Origin of the sequence: Klebsiella sp. OBRC7, assembly GCF_000293135.1 — a bacterium.
In the GTDB taxonomy this organism is placed as follows: Bacteria; Pseudomonadota; Gammaproteobacteria; order Enterobacterales; family Enterobacteriaceae; genus Klebsiella; species Klebsiella michiganensis.
This window is the reverse complement of record NZ_ALNJ01000108.1, coordinates 127421-151611: the sequence shown is the minus strand read 5'-3', so window position 1 is coordinate 151611 and position 24191 is coordinate 127421. Positions and strand designations below refer to the sequence as shown.

The window sequence follows — 24191 nt, the reverse complement described above, 5'->3', positions numbered from 1 at the left end:
GGAGGAAATATGACATTAAAAAACCCGCAGTCTTTGTAAGAGTGCGGGTTCTTAAGGGGTTACCGTTTTAATCGGTGAATAATTTGGTCGGCACGAGAGGATTTGAACCTCCGACCCCCGACACCCCATGACGGTGCGCTACCAGGCTGCGCTACGTGCCGATTCGTGGGGAACAATATTACCCGTTCCCCAAGCGAATGCAAGCCGGGAAATGACTGATTGATTTATAAATAATCAATCAGTTAGCGATAAAGCGTTTTTCATCGGTCAGCACCTGCAGCAGCAAGCTGAGCTGCGGTTTTTGATCGTTAATTTTCTCGCCGTCGCTGTTCCATGTTCGGTAAGTGCCGTTGTGATTAAGCACGACGGTGACTTTCGGCGTGGTAATGGCCAGCGTATCGCTATTGGCCGCGGTGACCCAGGCACGGCGACGGGCGGCGCTAAACAGATCTTCGCCTTGCGAATACTCGTTTGCCGGGGTCGAAACGTGGAGCAAACGCTGCATCAGCGTCGTCATCACGTCTTTGTTATCCGTCAGCGTCGCGATTTCCTGAGCCGGCGTACCTGGCCAATGGATCACTAAGGGAACCTGCAGCTGCTCGCGCGACCAGCCAAACTGCTCATGCTGCGGGTTCAGCGGCATTCCGCGGCCCGCCGTCACGATCACCACCGTGTTGTCGAGCTTGCCCGCTTCGCGCAGCGCGTTCAGCACGCGACCAATTTGCGTATCGACCGCACCGGCAGCGCTGCTGTAGCGACGGACAAAGTTTTGCTGCTGACCTTCGTCAAGGGTGGTGCCGTTGAGCGAAACCCATGAGAACCAGCGGTTTTCATCCTGGGCGTAGCGGTCCAGCCAGTTAATCCACTGGTTAGCCGTCTGCTCATCGCTTTGCGCTTTCGCGGCTGGCAGTGAAAAATCGGACAGCAGCGCCTGGCGGTAGAGCGGGCTGCTAAAACCGTCGGACGAGAACAGGCCCAGCTGGTAGCCCTGTTGGTTCAGCGAAGTAATCAGCGCTGCGGGAATACGCGCTGAGAGGACGCCGTCCATATAGCTCGGCGAAATACCGTAGAACAGGCCAAACATGCCGCTGTCAGCGGTGTTGCCGGAGCTCATATGCTGGGTAAAGTTAACGTTCTCTTTCGCGAACCCGGCCAACGCCGGCATGTTTTTCTCAAAGCGCGAATAATTAAGGTTATCAACGGTAATCAGCAGCACGTTATAACCGGTACCGAGATCGCGATAACGCAGTTCGCTAAGCGGGTACTGCACCGAAACGGCTTCCGGCGCGCCTTGTTCTACCAGACGGCGCTGATAGTCCTGTGCGTCGAGCAGGCCGTGTTTTTCCAGAAAACGGCGCGCCGTCATTGGATAGGAAAGCGGCAGGTTGGCCCGCTGCATGGTGATCGGACGATAGAAGTTGGCATCCGCCCAGATATAGACCAGATGGCTACTGATAAAGGAGATAAAGAAGAACCAGGCAACGGGGCGGGCGTAGTGGCGGCGACGCGTCAGGCTGCGCAGCTTCTGCCAGCTCCAGGTCGCGAAGAGCATCTCCAGGAGGAAAATGATCGGTACGCTGATAAACATCAGCTGCCAGTCGCGCGCCATCTCGTTCTGGTCGGGGTTGATAACCAGTTCCCAGACAAAGGGATTAAGATGCAGGTGGAAACGGGTGAAAACTTCGCTGTCGATTAGCAGCAGCGTCATGCCCACGGTCGCCAGAACAACCGAGATAAAGCGCATTAAGCGCTGAGAGACGACGATAAAAGTCAGCGGGAAAAGAATCAGCACGTAGCTGGTAAAGACCAGGAAGCTGAAGTGACCAACGAGGCTGACGTACGAAAAGAGGCGTCCGGCAAGCGTCGTTGGCCAGTCGGCGACAAACAGATAGCGACTGCCGAGCACCATAGCCAACAACATGTTGAAAAGGGCGAACCAGTGCCCCCAGCTGACCATCTGGGAGACTTTTTCTCGGTAGGGCTGACGAAGAGTCACCATATACTGTTGTTCGTTATCCTTAGTGCGCTGGATCGTCGTTGATAGATGACTGCAGCGCCTGGGCAAAAGAACGGGCGATGGCCTGACGCTGCGCCGGCGCGACGCTACTGTTGATCAGGTTAGTCACCATATTGCCCAGAACCATCAGTGAAAGGTCAACGGGCGCTTTATGTGTTTCCAGAACGCTCGTCAGCTCGCTGAGCAGCTGTTCGACGTGTTCATCGCTATAGCGGGATAATTGCGGCATAAACTCAAAATCTGTTTGTTCGTGAAAGGGCAACATATTACCGTAGCAGCAGCTTTTTTTCCGCATTTTTTCGCCACGACGCAAAAGCGCGCGGCTTCGCTCGCAAAGAGTCACGCGGCGGTTGCGTCGTTGCCCCCGCGGTGGTTGAATACCGCCCGGTCTAAAAGGAGAGTTTAACATGAGTCTGGATATCGACCAGATTGCCCTGCATCAGTTAATCAAACGTGATGAACAAAATCTGGAGCTGGTGCTGCGCGAATCGTTGCTGGAGCCGACGGCGACGGTTGTCGAGATGATGGCCGAACTGCATCGTGTCTACAGCGCAAAAAATAAAGCCTACGGCCTGTTTAATGAAGAGAGCGAGCTGGCGCAGACGCTGCGCGGGCAGCGTAAGGGCGAAGAAGCGTTCCTGCCGTTTAGCCGCGCCGCTACCGGGCGCCTGCGCGACGAACTGGCAAAATATCCCTTTGCAGAAGGTGGTATTGTGCTGTTTTGCCAGTATCGTTATCTGGCGGTGGAATATCTGATGGTGGCGGTGCTGAACAACCTAAGCAGCATGCGCGTCAACGAAGAGCTGGATATCAGCTCCACCCATTATCTGGACATCAATCACGCGGATATCGTCGCGCGTATTGATTTAACCGAGTGGGAAACCAACCCGGAGTCAACGCGCTATCTGACCTTCCTGAAGGGGCGGGTAGGGCGCAAGGTGGCGGATTTCTTTATGGACTTCCTCGGCGCCAGCGAAGGGCTGAACGCGAAAGCGCAGAACCGCGGCCTGCTGCAGGCGCTGGATGATTTCGCCGCCGATGCGCAGCTGGATAAATCTGAGCGTCAAAACGTGCGCCAGCAGGTATACAGCTACTGCAACGAACAGCTGCAGGCCGGTGAGGAAATCGAGCTGGAGTCGCTATCAAAAGAGCTGGCGGGCGTCAGCGAGAAGACCTTTCAGGAATTTACTGCCGAACAAGGCTACGAGCTGGAAGAGAGCTTCCCGGCGGATCGCAGCACGCTGCGTCAGTTAACCAAGTTTGCCGGCAGCGGCGGCGGGTTAACCATTAATTTTGACGCTATGCTGCTGGGCGAGCGGGTGTTCTGGGATCCGGCTACGGATACCTTAACCATTAAGGGCACGCCGCCGAACCTGCGCGATCAGCTACAGCGCCGTACTTCTGGCGGAAATTAATGCGCAAAATCCCGACGCCGGGTCGGGATTTTTTTGCCTGAACCCGCATTACAGGGCGTAGAGGATTTCTACACCCGCCAGGGTTAGCTGCTGTCGCAGCGCCTCGTCCAGGGTCGTATCCACGATCAGTGTACTGGCTGCCCCCAGCTCGCCGATGGCAAAGGCCGACGCGGAGTTAAGCTTTTCTTGTGACGCCATCACCACCGTTTCGGCGGCCCGCGCCGCCAGCGCGCGTTTAATGCCCGCTTCTTCATAGTCACCGGTGGTGAAACCCGCCCGGGGGTGAACGCCGGTGACCCCCATAAAAAACAGATCGGCGTTGATACGGGAAATACTCTCGAGGGCCGCAGACCCGACGCTGACGACGGAATGTTTAAACAACCGGCCGCCGATCAAAATGACCTCGATGAGCGGTTTTTCCACCAGCGCGACGGCAATTCCCGGACTATGGGTGACCACGGTACACGCGAGGTTATCCGGCAGCAGGCGCATCATCTCCCCGGTGGTGGTGCCGCCGTCGACAATCACCACCTGACCGGGCTGAATAAGCTCAACAGCGCGCTGGGCAATGCTCTGCTTTGAGGCGATTTGCACGTTCTTTCTTGTTTCAATAGGCGCGATGGCTTCGGAAACCGGCAGCGCGCCGCCGTGGACGCGCTGCAGCTTGCCTTCCGCGGCCAGCTCCCGCAGATCCCGGCGAATAGAGTCTTCTGAGACGCTAAAGCGCTGGCTGAGATCCCCGGACATCACCTGTTTTTCCTCAGCGAGGATCTGCAAAATCTGCTGTTTTCTCTGGCTGGCGAGCATCAAAATACCTTCATGAGCGATCTTGTTTGTGCACGATTATGCATGTTATGTTGCTCGCTGTCACCTAAAAGGGGAAAAACATGCACGCTGACGCACCGCGCGTTCGCCATATCCGCGAAACGCTGTTATCGGATAACTGGTACACGCTCAAGAAATATACTTTCGAACTATTGCGCCGGGACGGACGCTGGCAGGAGCAGAGCCGGGAAGCTTACGACCGCGGCAACGGCGCGGTGATCCTGCTCTACAATCGTGAAAAGCAAACGGTAGTGCTGGTTCGCCAGTTTCGCTTTCCAGTGTGGATTAACGGTCATGATGGATTTTTGATCGAAGCCGCCGCCGGACTGCTGGATAACGCTTCCCCGGAGGCGCGCATCGTTGCCGAAGCCGAAGAGGAGACCGGTTTTCGCGTCACGCGCATTGAGCCGGTATTCACCGCTTACATGAGCCCCGGTTCGGTGACGGAGAAGCTTTACTTTTTCATTGCCGAATACTCTGCCGACGATCGGCGCGGCGACGGTGGCGGCCTGGCGACGGAAGGGGAAGATATCGAGGTGCTGGAGTGGCCGCTGGAAAAAGCGCTGCAGGCTATTCGCGAAGGGGAAATCGTCGATGCGAAAACGATTATGCTGTTGCAGCATCTGGCGCTGAACAGGTCAACGCTACTCGGCTGATAAACAAAACGCCCCGAACCTTGCGGAGCGGGGCGCTTGCCATACAACTTTCAGCGAGCGATTAAGCGCGAACGAAGTCGATGTGGGACAGCTTCGGCTTGAACGGGTGACGCTGAACAGCCTGAGCTTTAACTTTCTCTTCTTTGCCATCAACAACGATGGTCAGAACTTCGTTGTAGAACTCTGCATTGGTCTGCATGTTCCACACTTTGTCGTGATCCAGTTCGATTGCTACTGGCGCAGCTTCGCCGCCATAGATGATGGCCGGGAATTTGTTAGCTGCACGCAGGCGGCGGCTCGCACCCTTACCCTGCTCTTTACGTACTTCTGCGTTGATAGTAAACATTGATGTCTCTCTATGTATAAATCCTGCTACAGGCGACCCAGCAGCAGGCAGATTATCTGCTTTGCGAATGCAAAAGCGGGCGGCATTATAGCCGCCATACGTGTTCGCAGCAACCAAAACCTCAGACGTGAGGACGATTAGCGCAGTTCGTTGGCCCGGCGGAATCGGCCCTGATAATCAAATACTTTCTCCCGCACCTGCCAGTATTGCCCCTTCATGCGCGCCACGACAAAGTCCGGATGGCGCAGAAGCGCCTGCTGGGCGAGGATATCGGCGGGCGTTATCCAGCGCAGCGGTACGCCCGGCGTTCGGGTATGCGGGCGGATAAAGAGCTGCTCAAAGGCGGTGCGCTGGGCGGGCGTATGCAGGCGGAAGCGCTCACTAACATCCGCGCCATCTTCATCGTAATAGGTGATTTTCAGCCAGTTGCCTTTATCATCCGCGCCGTGCTGCAGATCCATTCCGCTACAGCGCAGCACCAGCGCATCTTTAAGCTTCAGCGCGGCTTTCAGCATGTCGTCGGGGTCGACCAGGATGGTATCGCACTCGCGGCAGCGGCGGGCGGCGATATCGTTTTCCGCGTTACACTGCGGGCAGTTTTTAAAGCGAAAACGAAAATCACACTGCTCGCGATGGCCTTCGTCATCCTCAAACCAGCCCTGGCAGCGGCGGCCAAAGTGTTCAATCAGCGTGCCGTCGGCGGTGGTTTTCCCCCAAAACGTATTGGCGAAACCGCATGCCGGGCAAAAAACCTGGACCGGCACGTTATCGCTTTTCCCCTTCGGCGTTCCTACTTCAGGCGCGTAAAGGTCGTGCGGATTACCGGCGTAATCGAGAATCAGGCAGTCCGTTTTACCCGGCGCCAGGCGCAGGCCGCGGCCGACGATCTGTTGGTAAAGGCTCACCGACTCGGTCGGGCGCAGGATGGCGATCAGATCGACATGCGGCGCATCAAAGCCGGTCGTCAAAACCGCGACGTTAACCAGATAGCGGTACTGCTGAGCTTTAAACGCGTCGATGATGCGATCGCGCTCCGGCCCCGGCGTTTCACCGGTGATTAAGGCCGCTTCGCCCTGCGGAAGCAACCCGGTCACTTCGCGGGCGTGTTCAACGGTGGCGGCGAAAATCATCACCCCTTTGCGCGTTTGGGCGAATTCAACGATTTGGCTGACGATATGCGGCGTGACGCGCTGCTGTTTTTTCAGTTCGTGATTCAGATCGACCTCGCTGAACAGGCCGTTACTTTGCGCCTGCAGGCGGCTGAAGTCATATTGAACCACCGGCATATCCAGCCGCTCCGGTGGGGTCAGGTAGCCGTTCTTAATCATATAGCGCAGCGGCAACTCGTAGATGCAGTCGCGAAATAGTGCGTTTTCATCACCGCGCACCATGCCGTGGTAGTGGAACTGGTAAATCCACCCCTTACCGAGGCGAAAAGGCGTCGCGGTCAGCCCCAGCAGGCGCAGGTGCGGATTGACCTGCTGAAGGTGGCTGATAATCTGCTGATACTGGCTGTCATCATCGTCGCTGATGCGGTGGCACTCGTCGACGATCAGCAGCGAAAACTCTCCCTGAAACTGGTCGAGGTTGCGGGCGACCGACTGCACGCTGCCAAAGACCACTTTACCGTGGCTCTCTTTACGCTTGAGGCCCGCGGCAAAAATATCCGCTTTCAGGCCGAGCGCGCAATACTTGGCGTGGTTCTGCGCCACCAGTTCTTTAACGTGAGCCAGCACCAGCACGCGACCGCGCGCCAGACGCGCAAGTTCGGCGATAACCAGGCTTTTACCTGCGCCTGTCGGCAGCACAATCGCGGCAGGTTCATGATGGCGGCGAAACCAGGCGAGCGTCGCGTCGACCGCCTCTTTTTGGTAGGGACGTAATGTAAATGTCATGAATTTATGGCGGTTAATTAACTCGCGAATAGTATGCCACGAATCTTTTCCCTTGAGTGGTGTTAATAGCCCGTTATACTACCCCATGAAATTCTTCTTTTTCGGGCGCGTTGCCCGCTCCAGCACTTGTACAGGCTAAAAAAATCTCATGCGACTTGATAAGTTTATCGCTCAGCAACTTGGCGTTAGCCGGGCTATTGCCGGGCGTGAAATCCGCGGCAGCCGCGTTACCGTGGACGGCGACATTGTAAAAGACTCCTCCTTCAAGCTTCTGCCGGAGCATGACGTCGAGTATGACGGCAATACGTTGGTTCAGCAGACCGGCCCGCGCTACTTTATGCTCAACAAGCCGCAGGGTTACGTTTGTTCCACCGACGATCCGGATCATCCGACGGTCCTTTATTTCCTCGACGAGCCGGTGGCGCACAAGCTGCATGCCGCGGGGCGTCTGGATATCGACACCACCGGACTGGTATTGATGACCGACGATGGCCAGTGGTCGCACCGCATTACTTCCCCGCGCCACCATTGCGAAAAAACCTATCTGGTGACGCTGGAAAATCCGGTGGATGACTCCACCGCCGAGCAGTTTGCCAAAGGCGTTCAGCTGCATAATGAGAAAGACCTGACCAAACCGGCGGTGCTGGAAGTGGTGACGCCGACCGAAGTCCGCCTGACCATTAGCGAAGGACGCTACCATCAGGTGAAGCGGATGTTTGCCGCGGTGGGGAATCATGTGGTTGGCCTGCATCGCGAACGTATTGGCGATATCGCGCTTGATGCGTCGCTGGCGCCGGGTGAATATCGTCCGCTGACGGCAGAAGAAATTGCCAGCGTTGGCGGCCAACATGCGCGGAGTAAAACGTGACGGCAAAGCAGAATTCTTCATTAGGGATTGTGTTTATTCTTGGCCTGCTGGCCATGTTAATGCCGCTGTCGATTGATATGTATCTTCCGGCGCTGCCGGTGATTGCGGCGCAGTTTAATGTGCCGGACGGCAGCGCGCAGATGACGCTCAGTACCTATATTCTGGGCTTTGCCCTGGGCCAGCTTTTATATGGCCCAATGGCGGACAGCATGGGGCGTAAACCGGTGATACTGGGCGGTACGCTGGTCTTTGCCGCGGCGGCGGTGGCCTGCGCGCTGTCGCAGACTATCGATATGCTGATCACCATGCGCTTTTTCCACGGCCTGGCGGCCGCGGCGGCAAGCGTGGTCATTAACGCCCTGATGCGCGATATCTATCCCAAGGAAGAATTCTCGCGGATGATGTCGTTCGTCATGCTGGTGACCACCGTCGCGCCGCTGGTGGCGCCGATGGTCGGCGGAGCGGTGCTGGTGTGGTTTAGCTGGCATGCGATCTTTTGGATCCTCGCGGTGGCGGCGCTATTAGCCTCGGCGATGATCGCCTTCTTTATTAGCGAGACCCTGCCGCCGGAACGCCGGCAGAAATTTCATATTCGCACTACGCTCGGCAACTTCGCGACGCTGTTTCGCCACAAGCGGGTGCTGAGCTATATGCTGGCAAGCGGTTTCAGCTTTGCCGGGATGTTCTCGTTTCTGAGCGCTGGTCCGTTTGTCTATATCAATATCAACCACGTTTCACCGCAGCACTTTGGCTACTATTTTGCGCTGAACGTCGTCTTCCTGTTTGTCATGACCATGATCAACAGCCGTTTTGTGCGGCGGATTGGGGCGCTGAACATGTTCCGCGCCGGGCTATGGATCCAGTTTGCTATGGCGGCGTGGATGGTCGTGTGCGCGCTGTTTGGCGTGGGGTTCTGGGCGCTGGTGTTTGGCGTGGCGGCGTTCATCGGCTGCGTTTCGATGGTCTCCTCTAACGCGATGGCGGTGATTCTCGATGAGTTTCCGCATATGGCCGGGACCGCTTCCTCGCTGGCAGGGACGTTCCGTTTCGGAATTGGCGCCATTGTCGGCGCGCTGCTGTCGATGGCGACGTTTACCACCGCCTGGCCAATGCTGATTTCTATCGCCTTCTGCGCCAGCAGCTCCATCCTCTTTTACCTCTACGCCAGCCGACGGCGCAAAGCCGCGCGCTAAGCGACTTTCAGGGGCGATATCGCCCCTTTTTTTGATGCATATCAACCAAATCTGGCTTCTCTGTTCAGCGATTTGTTTATTTTATGTAAAATCAAATCGTTCAAAAAGTCGCATGATTGCGATAAAAAAGTTGTTTTAGATCACAGAAACGGGTACATATAGCCCGAAGATGTTCCATCTGCACAATTATAAACTTTTACATTACAAACCAATAACACGGCTATGCCACTGGTGTAAGCGTTTTCTGTGCAGGAAGAGGACTGGTTGTCAATAATGTGTTAGTATTGATGTAAAATTATTGTGAAGTATTTTGCTTCCGGGGTAAACACGTGAATACACTGCAACTCTCTATCGTACACCGTCTGCCGCAGAGCTATCGCTGGCTGGCCGGTTTTGCAGGTTCAAGAGTTGAACCGATTCCGCAAAACGGCGCCCAGAGCGAAAACAGCCTCGTGGCGTTGAAATTACTCAGCCCCGATGGCGAAAGCGCGTGGCCGGTCATGCATAAGCTCAGCCAGGCGCTTAGCGACATCGAGGTCGACAGCTCTGTCGTTGAATGCGAAGGGGAACCGTGCCTGTTTGTTAACCGTCAGGACGAATTCGCTGCAACCTGCCGCCTGAAAAATTTCGGCGTGGCGATTGCGGAACCTTTCTCCGGCAACAATCCCTTCTGACCGTCAGCTTAACGCCAGCAGCTGACGGGTATACTCCTGCTGCGGAGCGGTAAATACGCGCTCGCACTCACCTTGCTCGACGACTTCTCCCTGCCGCAGCACCATCACCTGATGACACAACGCCCGCACGACGCGTAAATCATGGCTGATAAAAATATAGGCCAGCTGATGCTTTTGCTGTAGCGCCTTCAGCAACGCGAGGATTTGCGCCTGTACGGTTTTATCCAGCGATGAGGTGGGCTCATCCAGCACGATAAGCTGCGGTTTGACGACCAGCGCCCTGGCGATCGCGATGCGCTGACGCTGGCCGCCGGAGAAGGCGGCAGGGTAGCGATGCCGTGAGTGTGGATCGAGGCCGACCTCCTGCATCACCTGAATCACCGCCTGCTCCCGTTCGGCCGGCGCGAGCGTCGGTTGATGGACGCGCAATCCCTCTTCGATAATTTGCAGCACGTTGAGCCGCGGGTTTAGCGATGCGTTAGGATCCTGAAAGACCACCTGCATGCGGCGACGCAGCGGCAGCATCTGCCGGCGATTACGTCCCTGAAGCGCCTCACCGTCAAAGGCGATCGCGCCATCGGAATGAATCAGACGCAGAAGCGCCAGCCCGGTGGTGCTTTTGCCCGATCCGGACTCGCCGACCAGCCCCAGCGTTTCTCCCGAGCGCAAATGAAAGCTGAGGGCATTAACGACCCGGTTATGATCGACAACTCGCCGCAGCAGACCTTTACGTATCGGGAAGGCGATACTCAAATTTTCCGCCCGCAGCAACACCGGGGCATCGGGTGCGAGCGGGACGGGATCGCCCGACGGCTCGCTATCCAGCAGGCGGCGGGTATAAGGGTGTTCGGGGGCGGAAAACAGCGCCCGGCAGCCGTTTTGTTCCACGCAGCGGCCGTTCTGCATCACCGCGACGCGGTCGGCGAGCTGACGAACGATGCTCAGATTATGGGTGATAAACAGCAGCCCCATATTCAACTCTTGCTTCAGTTCCCGCAGCAGCGTGAGGATTTGCGCCTGCACCGACACGTCCAGCGCGGTGGTGGGTTCGTCGGCAATAAGCAGCTCCGGGCGGGTTAACAGCGCCATGGCGATCATCACCCGCTGGCGCTCGCCGCCGGAAAGCTGATGGGGATAGTCGGCCAGCCGCCTGGGCGCGTTGCGGATACCGACGCGATCCAGGCAGTCGAGGATTTCCCCGCGCGCCGCTTCTTTGCGCATCCCGCGATGCAAAGAGAGCACTTCGTACAGCTGTTTTTCCAGGGTATGCAGTGGATTAAGCGAAACCATCGGCTCCTGAAAGATCATCGCGATGCGGTTACCGCGCACGCCGCGCAGGGTGGGTTCATCCGCGTGCAGCAGCGACTGGCCGTGAAAACGGATGTCGCCGGCAGGATAGCTGACCGGCGGCGACGGGAGTAGCCGCAGCACCGATAGCGCGGTCACGCTCTTCCCTGAGCCGGACTCGCCGACCAGCGCCAGGGTCTCGCCGACGGCAATCTGCAGCGACAGTTCGCTGACGACCGGGATAGTCTCACCCTGCTGGCGAAAGGCGATGGAGAGGTTATCGATATCTAACAAAGGTTGCGTCATGCTACACCGCCTTGCTTGGGTCAAAAGCGTCGCGAACCGCTTCACCAATAAAAATCAATAACGTCAGCAGGACCGCCACCGACAGAAAGGCGGCGATGCCCAGCCAGGGCGCCTGCAGGTTGTTTTTACCCTGCAACAGCAGTTCGCCCAGCGAAGGGGAGCCCAGCGGCAGGCCAAAGCCGAGGAAATCGAGCGAGGTCAGGGTGGTTATCGAACTGCACAGAATGAACGGCAGGAAGGTCAGGGTGGCGACCATGGCGTTAGGCAGCATATGGCGCAGAATAATGGCGCGATCGCTGACGCCGAGCGCCTGCGCGGCGCGGATATAATCATAGTTACGGGTGCGCAGGAACTCAGCCCGGACCACGCCGACCAGCGTCATCCAGCCGAACAGCACGGTAATGGCCAGCAGCCACCAGAAGTTGGCCTGCACAACGCTTGAGAGCAGGATAATCAGAAACAGCGTCGGCATTCCCGACCAGACTTCGATAAACCGCTGCCCCCAGAGGTCAATCTTTCCGCCGTAATACCCCTGAACGGCGCCGGCCATCACCCCCAGTACGCTGGAGAAGAAGGTCAGCAGCAGTCCAAAGAGAATGGAAATGCGCGTGCCGTACAGAATACGCGCCAGCGCGTCTCCGCCGTTGGCATCGGTGCCCAGCCAGTTCTGTCCCGACGGCGGCGAAGGGAAGGGCGCGTCGGTGGCGAAATTAATGGTCGTCGCGCCGAAACGAACCGGCGCCCACAGGGCCCAGCCGTTATCCGCCAGCCGTTTTTGCAGCCACGGGTCCTGATAGTCGGCGGCGGTGGCAAAGCTGCCGCCGAAGGTGGTCTCACTGTAGTTTTTCAGGAGCGGAACGTAGAAGCTTCCGCGGTACTGGACCAGCAGCGGCTTATCGTTCGCAATAAGCTCTGCGCACAGGCTACAGGCGAAAAGCGCTAAAAAGAGCCATAGCGACCAGTAGCCGCGGCGGTTGTGGCGAAAACGCGCCCAGCGGGCCTGATTGACGGGACTAAAAAATGACATTAGCGGCCCTCAAAATCGATTCGCGGATCGACCAGCGTATAGCTGATATCGCTGATGATATTCAGCAGCAGGCCAATCAGGGTAAAAATATACAGCGTGCCGAACATGACCGGGTAATCGCGAGATACGGTGGCCTCATAGCCCAGCAGCCCCAGTCCGTTTAGCGAGAACATCACCTCAATCAGCAGCGAGCCGGTAAAAAACATGCTGATAAAGGTGGCCGGGAAACCGGCAATCACCAGCAGCATCGCGTTGCGAAACACGTGGCCCCAAAGGATCTGCTTTTCGCTGACGCCCTTGGCGCGAGCGGTAACCACGTACTGCTTGCGGATTTCATCAAGAAAGCTGTTTTTAGTCAGCATCGTGAGGGCGGCAAAACCGCCAATCACCGTTGCCAGCACCGGTAGGGTGATATGCCAGAGATAGTCGAGGATTTTTTGGTACCAGGGCAGGCTGTCGAAATTAGCTGACACCAGCCCGCGCAGCGGAAAGAGATCGAAATAGCTGCCGCCGGCAAAGATAACGATCAGCAAAATGGCAAACAGGAACGCCGGGATGGCATAGCCGATAATAATCAGCGTACTGCTCCAGACGTCAAAATGGCTGCCGTTGCTGACCGCTTTACGGATCCCCAACGGAATCGACACCAGGTAGATGATGAGCGTACTCCACAGGCCCAGGGTGATTGAGACCGGCAGGCTGTCTTTAATCAGCTGCAGTACCGATGAGCTGCGAAACAGGCTATCGCCAAAATCAAAGCGCAGATAATCACCGAGCATTTTAAAATAACGCTCGTGCAGCGGCTTATCAAAGCCGTAGCGGTGAGTTATCTCGGCAATCACCTCCGGGTCCAGCCCGCGCCCGCCGCGATAGTGCCCATCGCTGATGTTGCTGACCCCGGTACGCGCATGGCTGGCGGCCATGCCGCCATCTCCGGCGCCGGGCAAGCCTCCGCGGTCGCCGAACTCAATCGCCGCAATCGCCTGATCGACCGGACCGCCGGGCGCGATCTGCACAATAAAAAAGTTAATAGTGATAATCGCCCACAGGGTGGGGATGATGAGCAGTAGTCGGCGGAGCAGATATGCACCCATCTTAATTCCTTAGCGTCTGTCCGCGGGGAGTCTGGCCGCTTTGCCTGCGTCGTACCACCAGTTTTCGAAACCGGAGGAGTAGACCGCGCGGGTCTGCGGGAAGGAGAATTTGTCCCAGTATGCGGTTCGGTCCTGCGCCATATACCACATCGGCAGCATGTAATAGTTCCAGGTCAGCACGCGGTCGAGAGCCCGGCCCAGCGGCAGCAGCTTTTCTTTATTACCCTGCCAGCGAATAATCTGCGCGATGAGCCGGTCGACGGCCGGGCTTTGTACTCCTGAGGCGTTATAGCTGGAATTAATATATTCGGAGTCCCAGGAGACTTGCAGGTCGGTGCCGGGCCAGGGCGTGGCGCGCCAGACGCTGGGCATCATGTCGTAATCCCGGCTGCGCTTGCGGTTACTGTACTGGGAGTTGTCGACCTGGCGAATATCCATGACGATGCCGAGCCGCTGGAGGTTGTGCTGGAAGGGCAGGACCCAGCGATCGCTGCTGCCGGAAGGAAGCAGCAGCTCAAAGCGTAACGGTTTGCCGCTCTTCGCATTAACCCGCCGCTGGTTTTTCACTATCCATCCTGCCTGGTTAAGGATGGCATCCGCCTTCAGCAAGTTTGCGCGTTCGAAACCATCGCCGCTGGAAACCGGGGGACGGTATATCTGCGTGAAAACTTCGGCCGGGATCTCTTTTTTCAGCGGCGTTAACAGCGCCAGCTCGTCGGCATCCGGATAATCGCGCGCCGCGTATTCGGTATTCTGAAAGAAGCTGTTGGCGCGGCTGTAGGAGTGATAAAACAGCGCCTTATTCATCCATTCAAAATCAAAGGCGAGGGTAATGGCTTCGCGTACCCGGCGGTCGGAAAATACCGGGCGCTGAATGTTAAAGGCCAGCCACTGCGTATTCTGCGCCGAGGTGTTGGTGTATTCATCTTTAACGATATAGCCGTGGGTAAAATTGCGCCCAACGTAGCGGGTAGCCCAGTTTTTGGCAACGTTCTCTTCGCGACGGTCGACGGCGCCGGCCTTAAAGGCTTCGAAAGCGACGTTGTCGTCCAGGTAATAGTCGTAGCGCAGCGTATCGAAATTCCAGCGCCCGCGGTTGACCGGTAGGTCGGCGGCCCAGTAGTCCTTTACCCGCGAGTAGGTAATGTACTGGCCCATGCGCCAGGCGGTGATGCGATACGGGCCGCTGGCCAGCGGTGGGGCGGATAGCGGGTCGCTGAGTTTATGGTTTTTCCAGAATTTTTCCGGCATGACGGGCAGCGTCATCAGGCTAAGCATGTTCTCTTTGCCCGGTTTGGCTAAATCGATGCGTACGGTGAGCGGAGCGATGGCTTTTACGGTGGTGCCTTTATAATAGAGGCGAAACTGCGGCACCCCTTCGGTCATAAACTTCTGGAAGGTAAACGCGACATCGCTGGCGGTGACGGGGCTGCCATCGTGATAGCGGGCGCGGGGATTGAGCGCGATCTCCATCCATGAAAAATCATCGGCATAGCGCGTATGCTCGGCGATCAGCGGATAGTAGCTGCCGGGCTCATCATCAGAGGTGGTGAAAAGCGTGTCGTATAAGCTTTCGGTACGGATACCGGGGTTGCCGCGCATGGCGTAGCGGTTGAAATTATCAAAAGTACCGATGGCGGCGAGGGTAATTGCGCCGCCTTTAGGCGCGGCGGGGTTGGCATAATCGTAATGGGTGAAGCCTGCAATGTATTTCGGTTCGCCAATAATCGCGAACCTGTCACTCTCTTTAATGGTTTGCGCCTGGCTGTGCAGGCTAAATAAGGTCAGCAGTATCAGGCTGATGCGCGCAAAAATAACCAGGATATCGTCCTCCCATGCCGGGCCTGAAACGGCCTGACCTCTGATAGCAAATAATAAAGGACACTTAGCGGGTTGTGAAATATTTCGCCGGTTCATCATGGGCGGCGATCAGCGCTTCCAGCGTCAGCGGCCGGCTTAACCAATAGCCCTGTAAATAGTTTACCCCGTGGTCGCGCAGCCATTCCGCTTGTTCCTGCGTTTCCACCCCTTCAGCGACCGTGGTGAGCTTCAGGCGGCGGCTCAGGGTAATAACGGCATCAAGCACCGGAGAGGTGACGGTCTCAGTGCCGATAGCCTGCACGAAGCCGCGGTCTATCTTCAGGTAATCAAAGTTATAGCGCTCCAGATAGATTAGCGCGCTATGGCCGGTACCAAAATCATCAATCGCAATTTCAAAGCCCTGTTCGTGCAGCCAGTCGAAGTTCCCTAAGGAGCGATTTTTATCGATCATTGCGCGCTCGGTGATCTCCAGCACCACGCTAAAATGGCCGGCCGGCATGGCGGCGGCGAAGTGCTGAAGGTCCTGCTGAAAGCTGCCTGCATGTAGATGAAGGGGGGAGATATTTATCCCCAGTTTGCTCCCTGCGGGCAGGAGCGTTTGCAGAACAGGCGCATCCTGCGCAATCAGTTTTAACAGATGGCGGGTGAGCGGAATAATGATCTGCTGGGTTTCAGCAAGGTTGATAAACACATCGGGAGGGATCTCGCCGGCCACCGGATGCCGCCAGCGCATCAGCACCTCAATGCCGCTAATTTGTAGCGTCTCTGACCTCACCACAGGTTGATAGACCACGTAGAACTGATCGTTTTTGATGGCCAGCAGCAGCTCTTTGCGCGGGTCCGATTTAATCGTCAGGATGTAGTAGCTTAAAAGCCCGGCCAGCAGCCCGCACACGACGCCCAGCAGTAGAGCAAACTGCGTATTCTCCGCCAGCCAGCTGTTCGCGTAGAGATAAACCTTCAGCGGCAGGCCGTCGATTTGCGTCTGGCGAATGGGCGGCGAAAGCAGCGTCTGCGGGTCGATAAGTTGGTTGCTGAAGGTGGAAATGGCGGTGTCGTTAATGGCCAGCGCCAGGCCGCTGAAATCATTCTGTCGAGCTGAGTAGAGAATATAGGGCGTCAGGTTGGCATTAATCGAGACAAAAATACCGTCTTTCCCGCCGTGTGGGCTGCGGACCCACAGCGCCAGCGCGGCGCTTTTCGGCATCATTGGCGTCCCGGGCAGAATCGCCATATCGACCGCTTGAGTAAGATTAAGCTGCGGAATGAGCTGGATTAAGGGCGTGTTCATAGCGCCTGTGGCGGAGGAGCAAAACGCAAGGCCATTTTTGACCAGCAGGATGGCGCGAACGTTCGGGCTGAATGCCGCATGGGCGGTTAAGCCTGAGGCAACGTTTTCACAGGGTTGATCGACCAGCGGCTGCATGCCCTGAATCGTCTGATTCAAATCGTGAAAGTAGTCCTGCAGATACGTATGAACGTTGTGAATAATGGCGTCGAAACGCTCCGCACGGTTGTGATAAATCACCATAAACTGGATGCTACCGGCCAGCAGGGCGACGGCTATTCCAACACATATGCTGGTCAGCCAGATTTTTCGCCGGGGAGCGAGATGACGGGTAGGCATAGGCTATATAGTCAGTCCGTATTGTTGATTTGCGCCAGGGAGCTGATAGAAATCGCTTTTTCTATCCCTGCTTAAAGACATCGCTTATTTTACGAAGTTTCCTGGTTGGCGAGCAAAAAAAAACACCGCCTCGGCAGTGTTTTTTATTTCTTTCGTTGGCCAAGGGATTAACCAACGGCAGAAGACGATTACGAACGGCTCAGAACGCGTCGCGCTTCGTTATAGCGCTTTTTCCAGTACGGCTCATCCATGCTTGAAATCGTCACACCGCTGCTGGTGGAAGCATGAACAAACTGATTGTTGCCGATGTAGATCCCTACATGGCGGCCCGTGGAACCTGCACGGAACAGGACTAAATCACCGGTGCGCAGCTGCGCGCGGCTGATCGATTTTCCGGAATCCTGCTGCTCTGAAGTCGAGCGCGGCAGTTCCAGGCCAAACTGTTCACGGAAAGTCCGTTGCACAAAGGCGGAACAATCGATGCCTTTACGAGTGCTGCCGCCGAGGCGGTAACGCACGCCCTTCCAGCTGGCATATTGATCCATCAAGCGGGACTTAACGTCCAGGTTGCGGACCATCGTTTCAAATTCATCCTGAGAGGCTTGCAGTGATGATAAATCGCCACTACCCACAGCAAGCGTCTCAGAATGCATATTCCTGGCGGTACTATTTGAACTACACGCGGAAAGCAGAACCGCAACTGCAATCGCGGGGGCGACCCGCAAGATATATCTCAAAATCGGCTGAGATTTGACCATGCTGTGTGTTATCCCTTGTTGTCCTTAACGACAATGTCGTTATAAAAAATGCCAAACGTGTTAGAGCCTAATTACCTGGTCGCAATGAGACAATTCCGTAAGCATAAAACTGTGGACTGACGCACAAATTTATTCATTCTCTGAATTGATGTCGCTGACGAGGCAAAACGAGATTGAGGTTACCCGATCAACCGGGGGATGGCGAGCGGTTTTACGCATTTTCTTATAAGTATTTTTGCGACAAAAAGTGAATCATCGGCAAAGGGCAAAATAGCGACAGTAATGGGTAAAAAATACGCAATTTACTCATTTCTAACATGATTACTATGACGGGAAGATGATGCCGGATGAGAAAAAACGCGCGGACAAAAAAAGGGACCCAGAACGATCCCTTATGAATGATATTAATTAATTGTAAAGATGGATTTAAATTTTAGTTTTTCTACCCGGAAGATAACGCTCAAATAACGCAATGACATTATCACTCAGCGGGGTCATCAATACCCAGGGGGCGCCAATGAGTACCGCCGTTAATGAGCCGACGGCAATATCGGTAAACCAGTGAGCGCCGATCATTACGCGTGGAAAAGCGAACACCACGAATATGACCAGCGCGATGGCAAACGCCCGGCGACCAAAATAGCGCCACATAAATGACGCAAAAATCAGCAGCATCATACCGTGATCGCCTGGAAAACTATCTTTAGACGCATCTTTAGTGGGGAAGGAGATCACATCGCTCACTTTGGTGATATCGGTAAAAGAGAGCGAAGGGCTGGCGCGCTTAACCGGCATCAGGTGCTGGGCAAGCTGATTGATGATGACGGCGGCCAGCAGCATCGCCAGGCCGATGATAATCACCCGCCGGCGTCCGGCGCTCTGCTCTTTAAACCAGAAGCTTAGCATCAGGCTGCCCATCGCCAGTAGCGAGCAGGCATCAAATGCGCGGTTGTTGATAATCGCCAGTAGCCAGGTATAAGCGGTGCTCACGCCAACCAGGTGGTTAAAGAAATAGAAGATCGCCGAGTCCAGCGGATTCCAGAAACCATGGTTAACGGGAAGGTACCATGAACAAAAAAGCGCAACACCCGCCGCGTTCAGCAGCAGGATTAGGGGAATTCGATTTTTAATCATAACTATCGTGTGTTGGGTAAACGACGGCAACCATAGCCGTCTTAACTTAAACGAATCCTCAACAAGGAGGCCTGCAGTGCGTTCCAGTCCGTCTCGGTATCGGCAATCAGCTCGATACGGCTATCGGGGGGAGGAACGTTCTGCGTCTCAATATGCAGATCGCGCTGCTGGCGGTTGATGCGTACCACTCCTTCCGCAATGCGCATCACGCCTTTCACGCGCCCGACCGGCGCCAGGCGCGCCCATTCGAGCAGGGCCACGGTGTCGAAAACGGTTTCGGCGTCAAAAATCCAGCCGCAGGCGTGATAGCCCTGGCCGCTATTGAGGCTGCGACGCCAGCGCTGATGGGCAGGGAGGCTCAGTGCCGCAAGGCCCTGTTTCTGCCCGTGGCCGTGCGCGTGTTCGGGGCTGGCGGGAAGCGGCGCAAGATTGCGGCGCGGCAAATCAAGCAGTGCCGGGTCGATATTCCCCCGGGTGGCGCTGACGAACCGCCGATCGCCGGCATAGGTCTGCCACCAGGCGGCGAATGCGCGTTGGCTTTCCTCCGTTGCGCGGTCGGCTTTATTACTGATAATGACGTCAGCGGCGGCCAGCTGGTCGCGAAAGTTGTCGTTGGTCACTATTTTTTCGTCCAGCAGCTGGCGCGGATCCAGCACGCATAAGGTGGCGCGCAGGTCGATCCACGGCTCGTATATTGCGGCGGTCAGCATATCGAGGATCTGTTTAGGATGGCCAAGCCCGGTGGGTTCTATCAGCAGGCGATCGGGTTTGCCCTGGCGCAGCAGGGCGTTGAGCCCGACCTGCATCGGCAGACCGTTCACGCAGCACATGCAGCCGCCGGGGATCTCTTTGAGCAGCGCGCCGCTTTCCGCCAGCAGCGCGCCGTCAATGCCCACTTCACCAAACTCGTTGACCAGCACGGCCCATTTTTCATCCGCGGGCTTATGGGCCAGCAGATGCAGAATCGACGTCGTCTTGCCGCTGCCGAGAAACCCCGTGATCAAATTGGTTTTGGTCACTTTTTCTCCAGGATAAATGTAATGTTGTAACAGTTACGCTATCCTGACGAAAAAAAGGGGAAAAGAGAAGTCTTACCGCGGACAGAAGGGGGATCTGTCCGCTAAAAGGCAGAAATTGTTAAGCGTTCAGCGTGCCGGCAATCGCCTGACGCGCGCCAAAAGCGGCGAGCTGATGCCATGCGGCGGTGATATGAGCGACAAACTGCGGGTTCTGCGGCAGGTCGCGGCCGAAGATCTCTTCAAGCGTAAGCAGGGCCGCCACGCGATGGTGTTCATCGCTGGCAGAAACCCGTTTCTGCATCTTATCGGCCAGCGGATCGCGAATATCAATCGCATTTCCGGCATCGTCAATACCGCTGACGTAGCGCATCCAGCCGGCCACGCCGAGCGCCAGCAGCGGCCAGCGGCTGCCCCGAGCAAGATGGACGCGAATACCCTCAAGCATACGTTGCGGCAGCTTCTGGCTACCGTCCATGGCGATTTGCCAGGTGCGATGCTTCAGCGCCGGGTTGCTGAAGCGCTCGATCAGGCTGTCAGCATACGCCGTCAGGTCAACGCCCTGAATGGATAAGGTTGGCGCCTGTTCGTCAAGCATCAGGCGGTAGGCGGCGCTGCGGAAAATCGGATCCTGCATGCAGTCGCTAATATGCGCATGGCCAGCCAGATAGCCAAGCCAGGCGAGAAACGAGTGGCTACCGTTGAGCATCCGTAGCTTCATTTGTTCCCACGGTAAAACGTCATCGGTCATCTGGACGCCCGCGGTTTCCCAGTCCGGGCGACCGGCAACAAAGTTATCTTCAATGACCCACTGGATAAAGGGTTCGCAGCTGATTGCGCAGGGGTCTTCCACGCCTAACGTCGCGCTAATTTCTGCCAGCGACTCATCGGTGGCGGCGGGCACGATGCGGTCAACCATAGTACCGGGAAAGCTGACGTGTTCGGCGATCCACTGCGCCAGCTCGGGGTCCCGTTTTTCTGCCATTCCCAGCACGGCGTTTTTTACCACATGTCCATTATCGGGAATATTATCGCAGGAGAGGACGGTAAACGGCCTTAGCTTCCGCTGCCGGCGGCGCGCCAGCGCTTCCACCAGAATGCCGGGAACCGATTGCGGCAGCGTCGGATTTTGCAGATCGTGAATAATGCGCGGCTGCGTCATATCCAGCTGGCCGCTGGCCGGATCGATGCAGTAGCCCTTCTCGGTGATGGTCAGAGAGACAATGGCGACCTGCGGTTCGCAAAATTTCTCAATAATAGCGGCCAGCGAATCCAGTTTCGCATTCAGACACTCATGAACGGCGCCGACAACAATCGGCTGATTGCCCTCGGCGCCTTTTTCCAGCACGGTAAACAGGTGGTCCTGCTGGCGCAGCTGGCTCATCAGCCGATCGCCGCTGAACAGGCTAATCTCACAAATCCCCCAGTCTCCGCCTCTGGCGTTGAGCACCCGATCGGTGAGAAGGGCCTGGTGCGCGCGATGAAACGCGCCAAAACCGAAATGCACAATACGCGAACGCAGCTGACTGCGATCGTATCGAGGAAGCTGTACGCCTTCCGCCAGCGTGGCTGTCGCAATGGTTGTCATTCTTAACACACCTGATTAACCAATAATTAACATGGCCAGTGTAAAGATATATGACAACAAATTAAATTGGTGAGCCTTATTTATCCGCTTAATGTGAGCTTGATCATGCAATTCTGTCGCGGTAAACGGTCAGGCCGCAAAGTATGCGGAGAGAGCCGGTGAGATTAGCGGTAACCTTGCTATTATTGGTATAACATCTTTTGGCGGAGGGGAGTGGATATGGGGCTAATAAAAAGGACAGCCGCTGGCTGCCCTCCAGGATGTTGCAAACGCGGAGTTTAGTCCGCGCGGCCCATGTAGCGGCTCTCTTCGATATGGATGCGGATACGCTCTCCCGCGCTCAGGTATTCAGGCACCTGAACAACAAGGCCGGTGCTCAGCGTCGCCGGTTTGTTACGCGCGCTTGCGGATGCGCCTTTGATACCCGGCGCCGTCTCAACGATTTCGAGATCCACGGTCTGCGGCAGTTCCAGCGCCAGCAGCTGGCCGTCCCAGGTCAGAACCTGCATATCCGGCATGCCGCCTTCCGGCATAAACAGCAGCTCTTCTTCGATCTGCTCTTTGGTGAAGATATACGGGGTGTAATCTTCTTTATCCATAAAGACGTATTCGTTGCCATCGATATAGGAGAAGTCAACGAAGCGGCGGGTCAGGGTGACGGTATCGACGATGTCGTCGCCTTTGAAGCGTTCTTCCACTTTCAGGCCGGTGCGTACATCGGAGAAACGCATTTTGTACAGCGTCGCTGCGCCGCGGGCGCTGGGTGACTGAATATCAATATTTTTAACAATCAGCAGTTTGCCGTTGTAATTCAGCACCATACCTTTTTTAATTTCATTCGCTCTTGGCATTGCAGTAATCCTGTCACTTAAAGGGTCGAAAATATCGCGTAAAACTACTCGCGCCGGGCCTTTCAGGCAAGTGGAATTCGTCTGTTTTGCTATCTTCAGGTAAAACGTTTAGGCTGGGCTGCTAAAAGCGTTATCGGAAGAGTCGATTATGGAATGCCGCCCTGAATGCGGAGCTTGCTGTATCGCTCCTTCTATCTCCAGTCCTATCCCGGGCATGCCGCAAGGCAAGCCGGCAAACACCCGCTGCGTGCAGCTATCGCAAAATAATCTCTGCGCTATTTTTGGCTCGCCGTTAAGGCCGAAAGTGTGTGCCAGCCTGAAGCCGGAAGCGGAAATGTGCGCCGCCAATCGCGAAGACGCCATGACCTGGCTGCTTCATCTTGAGCTGAGCACTTCGTGACGGTGCAAGCCCGCGCGTATACCCTTAAACGTCTTTAATACGCCACAGGCAGGCCTGAGTGATGACCCCCATCACCAGCGCAATCCAGAATACGGCGTGATAGCTCCAGACTTCCGCAACGACCCCCGCCAGCGAACCGGCGATAATCCAGCCAACGCGTGTGGTATTAGTATAAAGCGTGGTGGCCGCACCCGCCTGTCCGGGCATCAGGTCCTGGAAATAGAGCATGCCGATACCGGCCAGGATACCGATAAAAATGGCGTTCAGCGCCTGCAGGGCCAGCAGTAGCCCGGGGGTGTGGACGGTTAGCATACCAACGTAAAACAGCACGCCGGCCACCGCTGAGATGCGCATCAGGAAGCGCTTGCCGAAGCGTTTGGCATAGTAGCCCGCAATCAGCATGGTCGGGATTTCCAGCCCGGCGGCGGTGCCCATCATGACCCCGGCCAGCTTCTCCGGTAAATGCAGTTCATTGATGATAAACAGCGGCATATTAATGATGTACAGACTGTTGATTCCCCACATCAGCGTACAGATGATAAACAGCAGCAGCGCGTCGCGGCGGTTAGTGCGCGGGGCTTCAAGATGGCCCGTAGCAATCTTCGGCTCTTTACGCATGCTGGGAAGAAAAAACCAGACCATCGCGCCGCAGACCACAAAGGCAACTGCCGCGCTGAGATACATCACCGTAAAGCCAAAACCCATGGCCAGCGCGTAGGCCAGCGGCGGTCCGATAACCCATGCCAGCGATACCTGAGCGCGCAGAATCGAGCTAAACATGACCGCCTCGCGGCCCGTTTTGTCCGCATGCTCGCGTGCGAGGGCAAACATCTGCGGGTTGGCGGTGGAGCCGAAGCTGCTGAGAAATACCCCGATGAACAGCAAAATAAAGTAGTTACGGTTCCAGGCGAAGAGCACGCAGGCCAGCACGCCCATCAGGCAGCAGAAGACGATCAGCCGCTTGCGGTCGCCTTTGCGATCCGAACGCCCGGCGAGGAACTGGCTCACCAGAATGCCGATCACCGCGCTACCGGTAAAAAAGAAGCCGACCATCGCCGGTCGGACGTGAACCTCGTTCGTCAGAAACAGGCTCAGCGTTGGCGTCTGGAGTGCCCCGGCGATACCCGTGAGGAAGGCGACGATCAGAAAGGCGGAAGAGGTGAAATCAAACCCGCGTCGTGGCAGGGCGGCGCTACTGTTTTGCATGTCGGCGTTCATCGGTTTTCAGGAGTCGCGGAGTTTACGCCGTCACTCAGAAAATGAACAGTACCAGGGCACGAATAAATCAAAAAGATGTTTCAAAATCAAACTTCAGCAGAAAGCTGAAGTTTTTCCGGCCTCGACGCTCCCGCTTCAGCAAAAGTGTGCTGTATCTCTAACTTCTGTTATCAGG

The 24191-nt window shown here is 56.2% G+C and carries 22 protein-coding genes and 1 tRNA gene; 6 read left to right on the top strand and 17 right to left on the bottom strand.

Translation table 11 applies throughout. The annotated features are described in order from the left end of the window. Positions 1–84: 84 nt before the first annotated feature. The 3 genes from HMPREF1144_RS22325 to HMPREF1144_RS22315 all read right to left on the bottom strand — a co-directional run bounded on the left by HMPREF1144_RS22325 (position 85) and on the right by HMPREF1144_RS22315 (position 2246). Positions 85–161: transfer RNA gene (locus HMPREF1144_RS22325), tRNA-Pro, on the bottom strand. A gap of 77 nt (positions 162–238) precedes the next feature. Then, a complete protein-coding gene (yejM, locus tag HMPREF1144_RS22320; RefSeq protein ID WP_042928251.1) occupies positions 239–1999 on the bottom strand; it encodes an LPS biosynthesis-modulating metalloenzyme YejM in 1761 nt (586 codons plus the stop codon). A 19-nt stretch (positions 2000–2018) separates the two neighbouring features. Continuing rightward, positions 2019–2246, bottom strand: coding sequence for a YejL family protein (locus HMPREF1144_RS22315; RefSeq protein WP_004133900.1), 228 nt, complete (start codon positions 2244–2246; stop codon positions 2019–2021). Between the two features lie 178 nt (positions 2247–2424). Between HMPREF1144_RS22315 and yejK the strand changes: the two genes are divergently transcribed. Further along, positions 2425–3432 carry a nucleoid-associated protein YejK gene (yejK, locus tag HMPREF1144_RS22310; RefSeq protein ID WP_009653953.1) on the top strand — a complete coding sequence of 336 codons (1008 nt, stop codon included), beginning with the start codon at positions 2425–2427 and terminating at the stop codon, positions 3430–3432. Between the two features lie 48 nt (positions 3433–3480). On the opposite strand, the gene HMPREF1144_RS22305 is transcribed toward yejK, so the two are convergent. Then, positions 3481–4239, bottom strand: a complete 759-nt coding sequence (locus tag HMPREF1144_RS22305) for a DeoR/GlpR family DNA-binding transcription regulator (protein ID WP_009653992.1) — start codon at positions 4237–4239, stop codon at positions 3481–3483. 80 nt (positions 4240–4319) lie between these two features. Between HMPREF1144_RS22305 and HMPREF1144_RS22300 the strand changes: the two genes are divergently transcribed. Further along, a complete protein-coding gene (locus HMPREF1144_RS22300) occupies positions 4320–4913 on the top strand; it encodes an NUDIX domain-containing protein (RefSeq protein ID WP_009654037.1) in 594 nt (197 codons plus the stop codon). 61 nt (positions 4914–4974) lie between these two features. Here HMPREF1144_RS22300 and rplY read toward each other — a convergent pair whose 3' ends face one another. Both rplY and HMPREF1144_RS22290 read right to left on the bottom strand, forming a co-directional pair. Then, positions 4975–5259, bottom strand: a complete 285-nt coding sequence (gene rplY / locus HMPREF1144_RS22295; protein ID WP_004103955.1) for a 50S ribosomal protein L25 — start codon at positions 5257–5259, stop codon at positions 4975–4977. 137 nt (positions 5260–5396) lie between these two features. Continuing rightward, on the bottom strand, positions 5397–7154 hold the full coding sequence (locus tag HMPREF1144_RS22290; protein ID WP_009654039.1) for a DEAD/DEAH box helicase: 1758 nt from the start codon (positions 7152–7154) through the stop codon (positions 5397–5399). Positions 7155–7302: 148 nt separating this feature from the next. On the opposite strand from HMPREF1144_RS22290, the gene rsuA reads away from it, so the two are divergent. The 3 genes from rsuA to HMPREF1144_RS22275 all read left to right on the top strand — a co-directional run bounded on the left by rsuA (position 7303) and on the right by HMPREF1144_RS22275 (position 9889). After that, positions 7303–8022, top strand: coding sequence for a 16S rRNA pseudouridine(516) synthase RsuA (gene rsuA, locus HMPREF1144_RS22285; protein ID WP_004852719.1), 720 nt, complete (start codon positions 7303–7305; stop codon positions 8020–8022). Next, positions 8019–9215: a Bcr/CflA family multidrug efflux MFS transporter gene (locus HMPREF1144_RS22280; protein ID WP_004852717.1), complete on the top strand. Its 1197-nt coding sequence runs from the start codon at positions 8019–8021 to the stop codon at positions 9213–9215. The genes rsuA and HMPREF1144_RS22280 overlap by 4 nt, the downstream gene beginning before the upstream one ends. A gap of 329 nt (positions 9216–9544) precedes the next feature. After that, the gene (locus HMPREF1144_RS22275) at positions 9545–9889 is read left to right on the top strand and encodes a YejG family protein (RefSeq protein WP_004122937.1); all 345 of its coding nucleotides are present in this window, start codon (positions 9545–9547) and stop codon (positions 9887–9889) included. 3 nt (positions 9890–9892) lie between these two features. Here the strand turns inward: HMPREF1144_RS22275 and yejF are convergent, their stop codons facing one another. The 10 genes from yejF to yeiP form a co-directional block, all read right to left on the bottom strand. After that, on the bottom strand, positions 9893–11482 hold the full coding sequence (yejF, locus tag HMPREF1144_RS22270) for a microcin C ABC transporter ATP-binding protein YejF (protein WP_009654021.1): 1590 nt from the start codon (positions 11480–11482) through the stop codon (positions 9893–9895). A 1-nt stretch (position 11483) separates the two neighbouring features. Beyond that, positions 11484–12509, bottom strand: coding sequence for an ABC transporter permease (locus HMPREF1144_RS22265; protein ID WP_009653993.1), 1026 nt, complete (start codon positions 12507–12509; stop codon positions 11484–11486). After that, positions 12509–13603, bottom strand: coding sequence for a microcin C ABC transporter permease YejB (locus tag HMPREF1144_RS22260; RefSeq protein ID WP_004122930.1), 1095 nt, complete (start codon positions 13601–13603; stop codon positions 12509–12511). The genes HMPREF1144_RS22265 and HMPREF1144_RS22260 overlap by 1 nt, the downstream gene beginning before the upstream one ends. A gap of 9 nt (positions 13604–13612) precedes the next feature. Further along, positions 13613–15418 carry an extracellular solute-binding protein gene (locus HMPREF1144_RS22255; RefSeq protein ID WP_042928260.1) on the bottom strand — a complete coding sequence of 602 codons (1806 nt, stop codon included), beginning with the start codon at positions 15416–15418 and terminating at the stop codon, positions 13613–13615. 70 nt (positions 15419–15488) lie between these two features. Next, positions 15489–17051: a cyclic di-GMP phosphodiesterase gene (locus HMPREF1144_RS22250; RefSeq protein WP_009654023.1), complete on the bottom strand. Its 1563-nt coding sequence runs from the start codon at positions 17049–17051 to the stop codon at positions 15489–15491. A 188-nt stretch (positions 17052–17239) separates the two neighbouring features. After that, complete coding sequence (mepS, locus tag HMPREF1144_RS22245; protein ID WP_004122922.1) at positions 17240–17809, bottom strand: bifunctional murein DD-endopeptidase/murein LD-carboxypeptidase; 570 nt, start codon at positions 17807–17809, stop codon at positions 17240–17242. Between the two features lie 426 nt (positions 17810–18235). Then, the gene (locus HMPREF1144_RS22240; RefSeq protein WP_162933708.1) at positions 18236–18949 is read right to left on the bottom strand and encodes a phosphatase PAP2 family protein; all 714 of its coding nucleotides are present in this window, start codon (positions 18947–18949) and stop codon (positions 18236–18238) included. Between the two features lie 35 nt (positions 18950–18984). Beyond that, entirely contained in the window at positions 18985–19962 is a 978-nt protein-coding gene (locus HMPREF1144_RS22235) for a CobW family GTP-binding protein (protein ID WP_009653970.1), read from the bottom strand. Between the two features lie 118 nt (positions 19963–20080). Next, positions 20081–21547 (bottom strand): mannitol dehydrogenase family protein, encoded by a 1467-nt coding sequence (locus HMPREF1144_RS22230; protein ID WP_009653940.1) that lies wholly within the window; start codon positions 21545–21547, stop codon positions 20081–20083. A 278-nt stretch (positions 21548–21825) separates the two neighbouring features. After that, positions 21826–22398: an elongation factor P-like protein YeiP gene (yeiP, locus tag HMPREF1144_RS22225; RefSeq protein ID WP_004122911.1), complete on the bottom strand. Its 573-nt coding sequence runs from the start codon at positions 22396–22398 to the stop codon at positions 21826–21828. A 148-nt stretch (positions 22399–22546) separates the two neighbouring features. On the opposite strand from yeiP, the gene HMPREF1144_RS22220 reads away from it, so the two are divergent. Further along, positions 22547–22798 (top strand): YkgJ family cysteine cluster protein, encoded by a 252-nt coding sequence (locus HMPREF1144_RS22220; protein WP_004852701.1) that lies wholly within the window; start codon positions 22547–22549, stop codon positions 22796–22798. 24 nt (positions 22799–22822) lie between these two features. Here HMPREF1144_RS22220 and setB read toward each other — a convergent pair whose 3' ends face one another. After that, positions 22823–24004, bottom strand: coding sequence for a sugar efflux transporter SetB (gene setB, locus HMPREF1144_RS22215; RefSeq protein WP_032721873.1), 1182 nt, complete (start codon positions 24002–24004; stop codon positions 22823–22825). Positions 24005–24191 lie beyond the last annotated feature (187 nt).

Bases quoted from the DNA above. Each gene is read 5' to 3' on its own strand.
- yejK (WP_009653953.1), top strand. From the start codon at position 2,425: ATGAGTCTGGATATCGACCAGATTGCCCTGCATCAGTTAATCAAACGT.
- yejF (WP_009654021.1), bottom strand. From the start codon at position 11,482: ATGACGCAACCTTTGTTAGATATCGATAACCTCTCCATCGCCTTTCGC.
- yeiP (WP_004122911.1), bottom strand. From the start codon at position 22,398: ATGCCAAGAGCGAATGAAATTAAAAAAGGTATGGTGCTGAATTACAAC.
- mepS (WP_004122922.1), bottom strand. From the start codon at position 17,809: ATGGTCAAATCTCAGCCGATTTTGAGATATATCTTGCGGGTCGCCCCC.
- rsuA (WP_004852719.1), top strand. From the start codon at position 7,303: ATGCGACTTGATAAGTTTATCGCTCAGCAACTTGGCGTTAGCCGGGCT.
- HMPREF1144_RS22305 (WP_009653992.1), bottom strand. From the start codon at position 4,239: ATGCTCGCCAGCCAGAGAAAACAGCAGATTTTGCAGATCCTCGCTGAG.
- HMPREF1144_RS22265 (WP_009653993.1), bottom strand. From the start codon at position 12,509: ATGTCATTTTTTAGTCCCGTCAATCAGGCCCGCTGGGCGCGTTTTCGC.
- HMPREF1144_RS22300 (WP_009654037.1), top strand. From the start codon at position 4,320: ATGCACGCTGACGCACCGCGCGTTCGCCATATCCGCGAAACGCTGTTA.
- HMPREF1144_RS22230 (WP_009653940.1), bottom strand. From the start codon at position 21,547: ATGACAACCATTGCGACAGCCACGCTGGCGGAAGGCGTACAGCTTCCT.
- HMPREF1144_RS22220 (WP_004852701.1), top strand. From the start codon at position 22,547: ATGGAATGCCGCCCTGAATGCGGAGCTTGCTGTATCGCTCCTTCTATC.
- setB (WP_032721873.1), bottom strand. From the start codon at position 24,004: ATGCAAAACAGTAGCGCCGCCCTGCCACGACGCGGGTTTGATTTCACC.
- HMPREF1144_RS22290 (WP_009654039.1), bottom strand. From the start codon at position 7,154: ATGACATTTACATTACGTCCCTACCAAAAAGAGGCGGTCGACGCGACG.
- rplY (WP_004103955.1), bottom strand. From the start codon at position 5,259: ATGTTTACTATCAACGCAGAAGTACGTAAAGAGCAGGGTAAGGGTGCG.
- HMPREF1144_RS22260 (WP_004122930.1), bottom strand. From the start codon at position 13,603: ATGGGTGCATATCTGCTCCGCCGACTACTGCTCATCATCCCCACCCTG.
- HMPREF1144_RS22250 (WP_009654023.1), bottom strand. From the start codon at position 17,051: ATGCCTACCCGTCATCTCGCTCCCCGGCGAAAAATCTGGCTGACCAGC.
- yejM (WP_042928251.1), bottom strand. From the start codon at position 1,999: ATGGTGACTCTTCGTCAGCCCTACCGAGAAAAAGTCTCCCAGATGGTC.
- HMPREF1144_RS22315 (WP_004133900.1), bottom strand. From the start codon at position 2,246: ATGCCGCAATTATCCCGCTATAGCGATGAACACGTCGAACAGCTGCTC.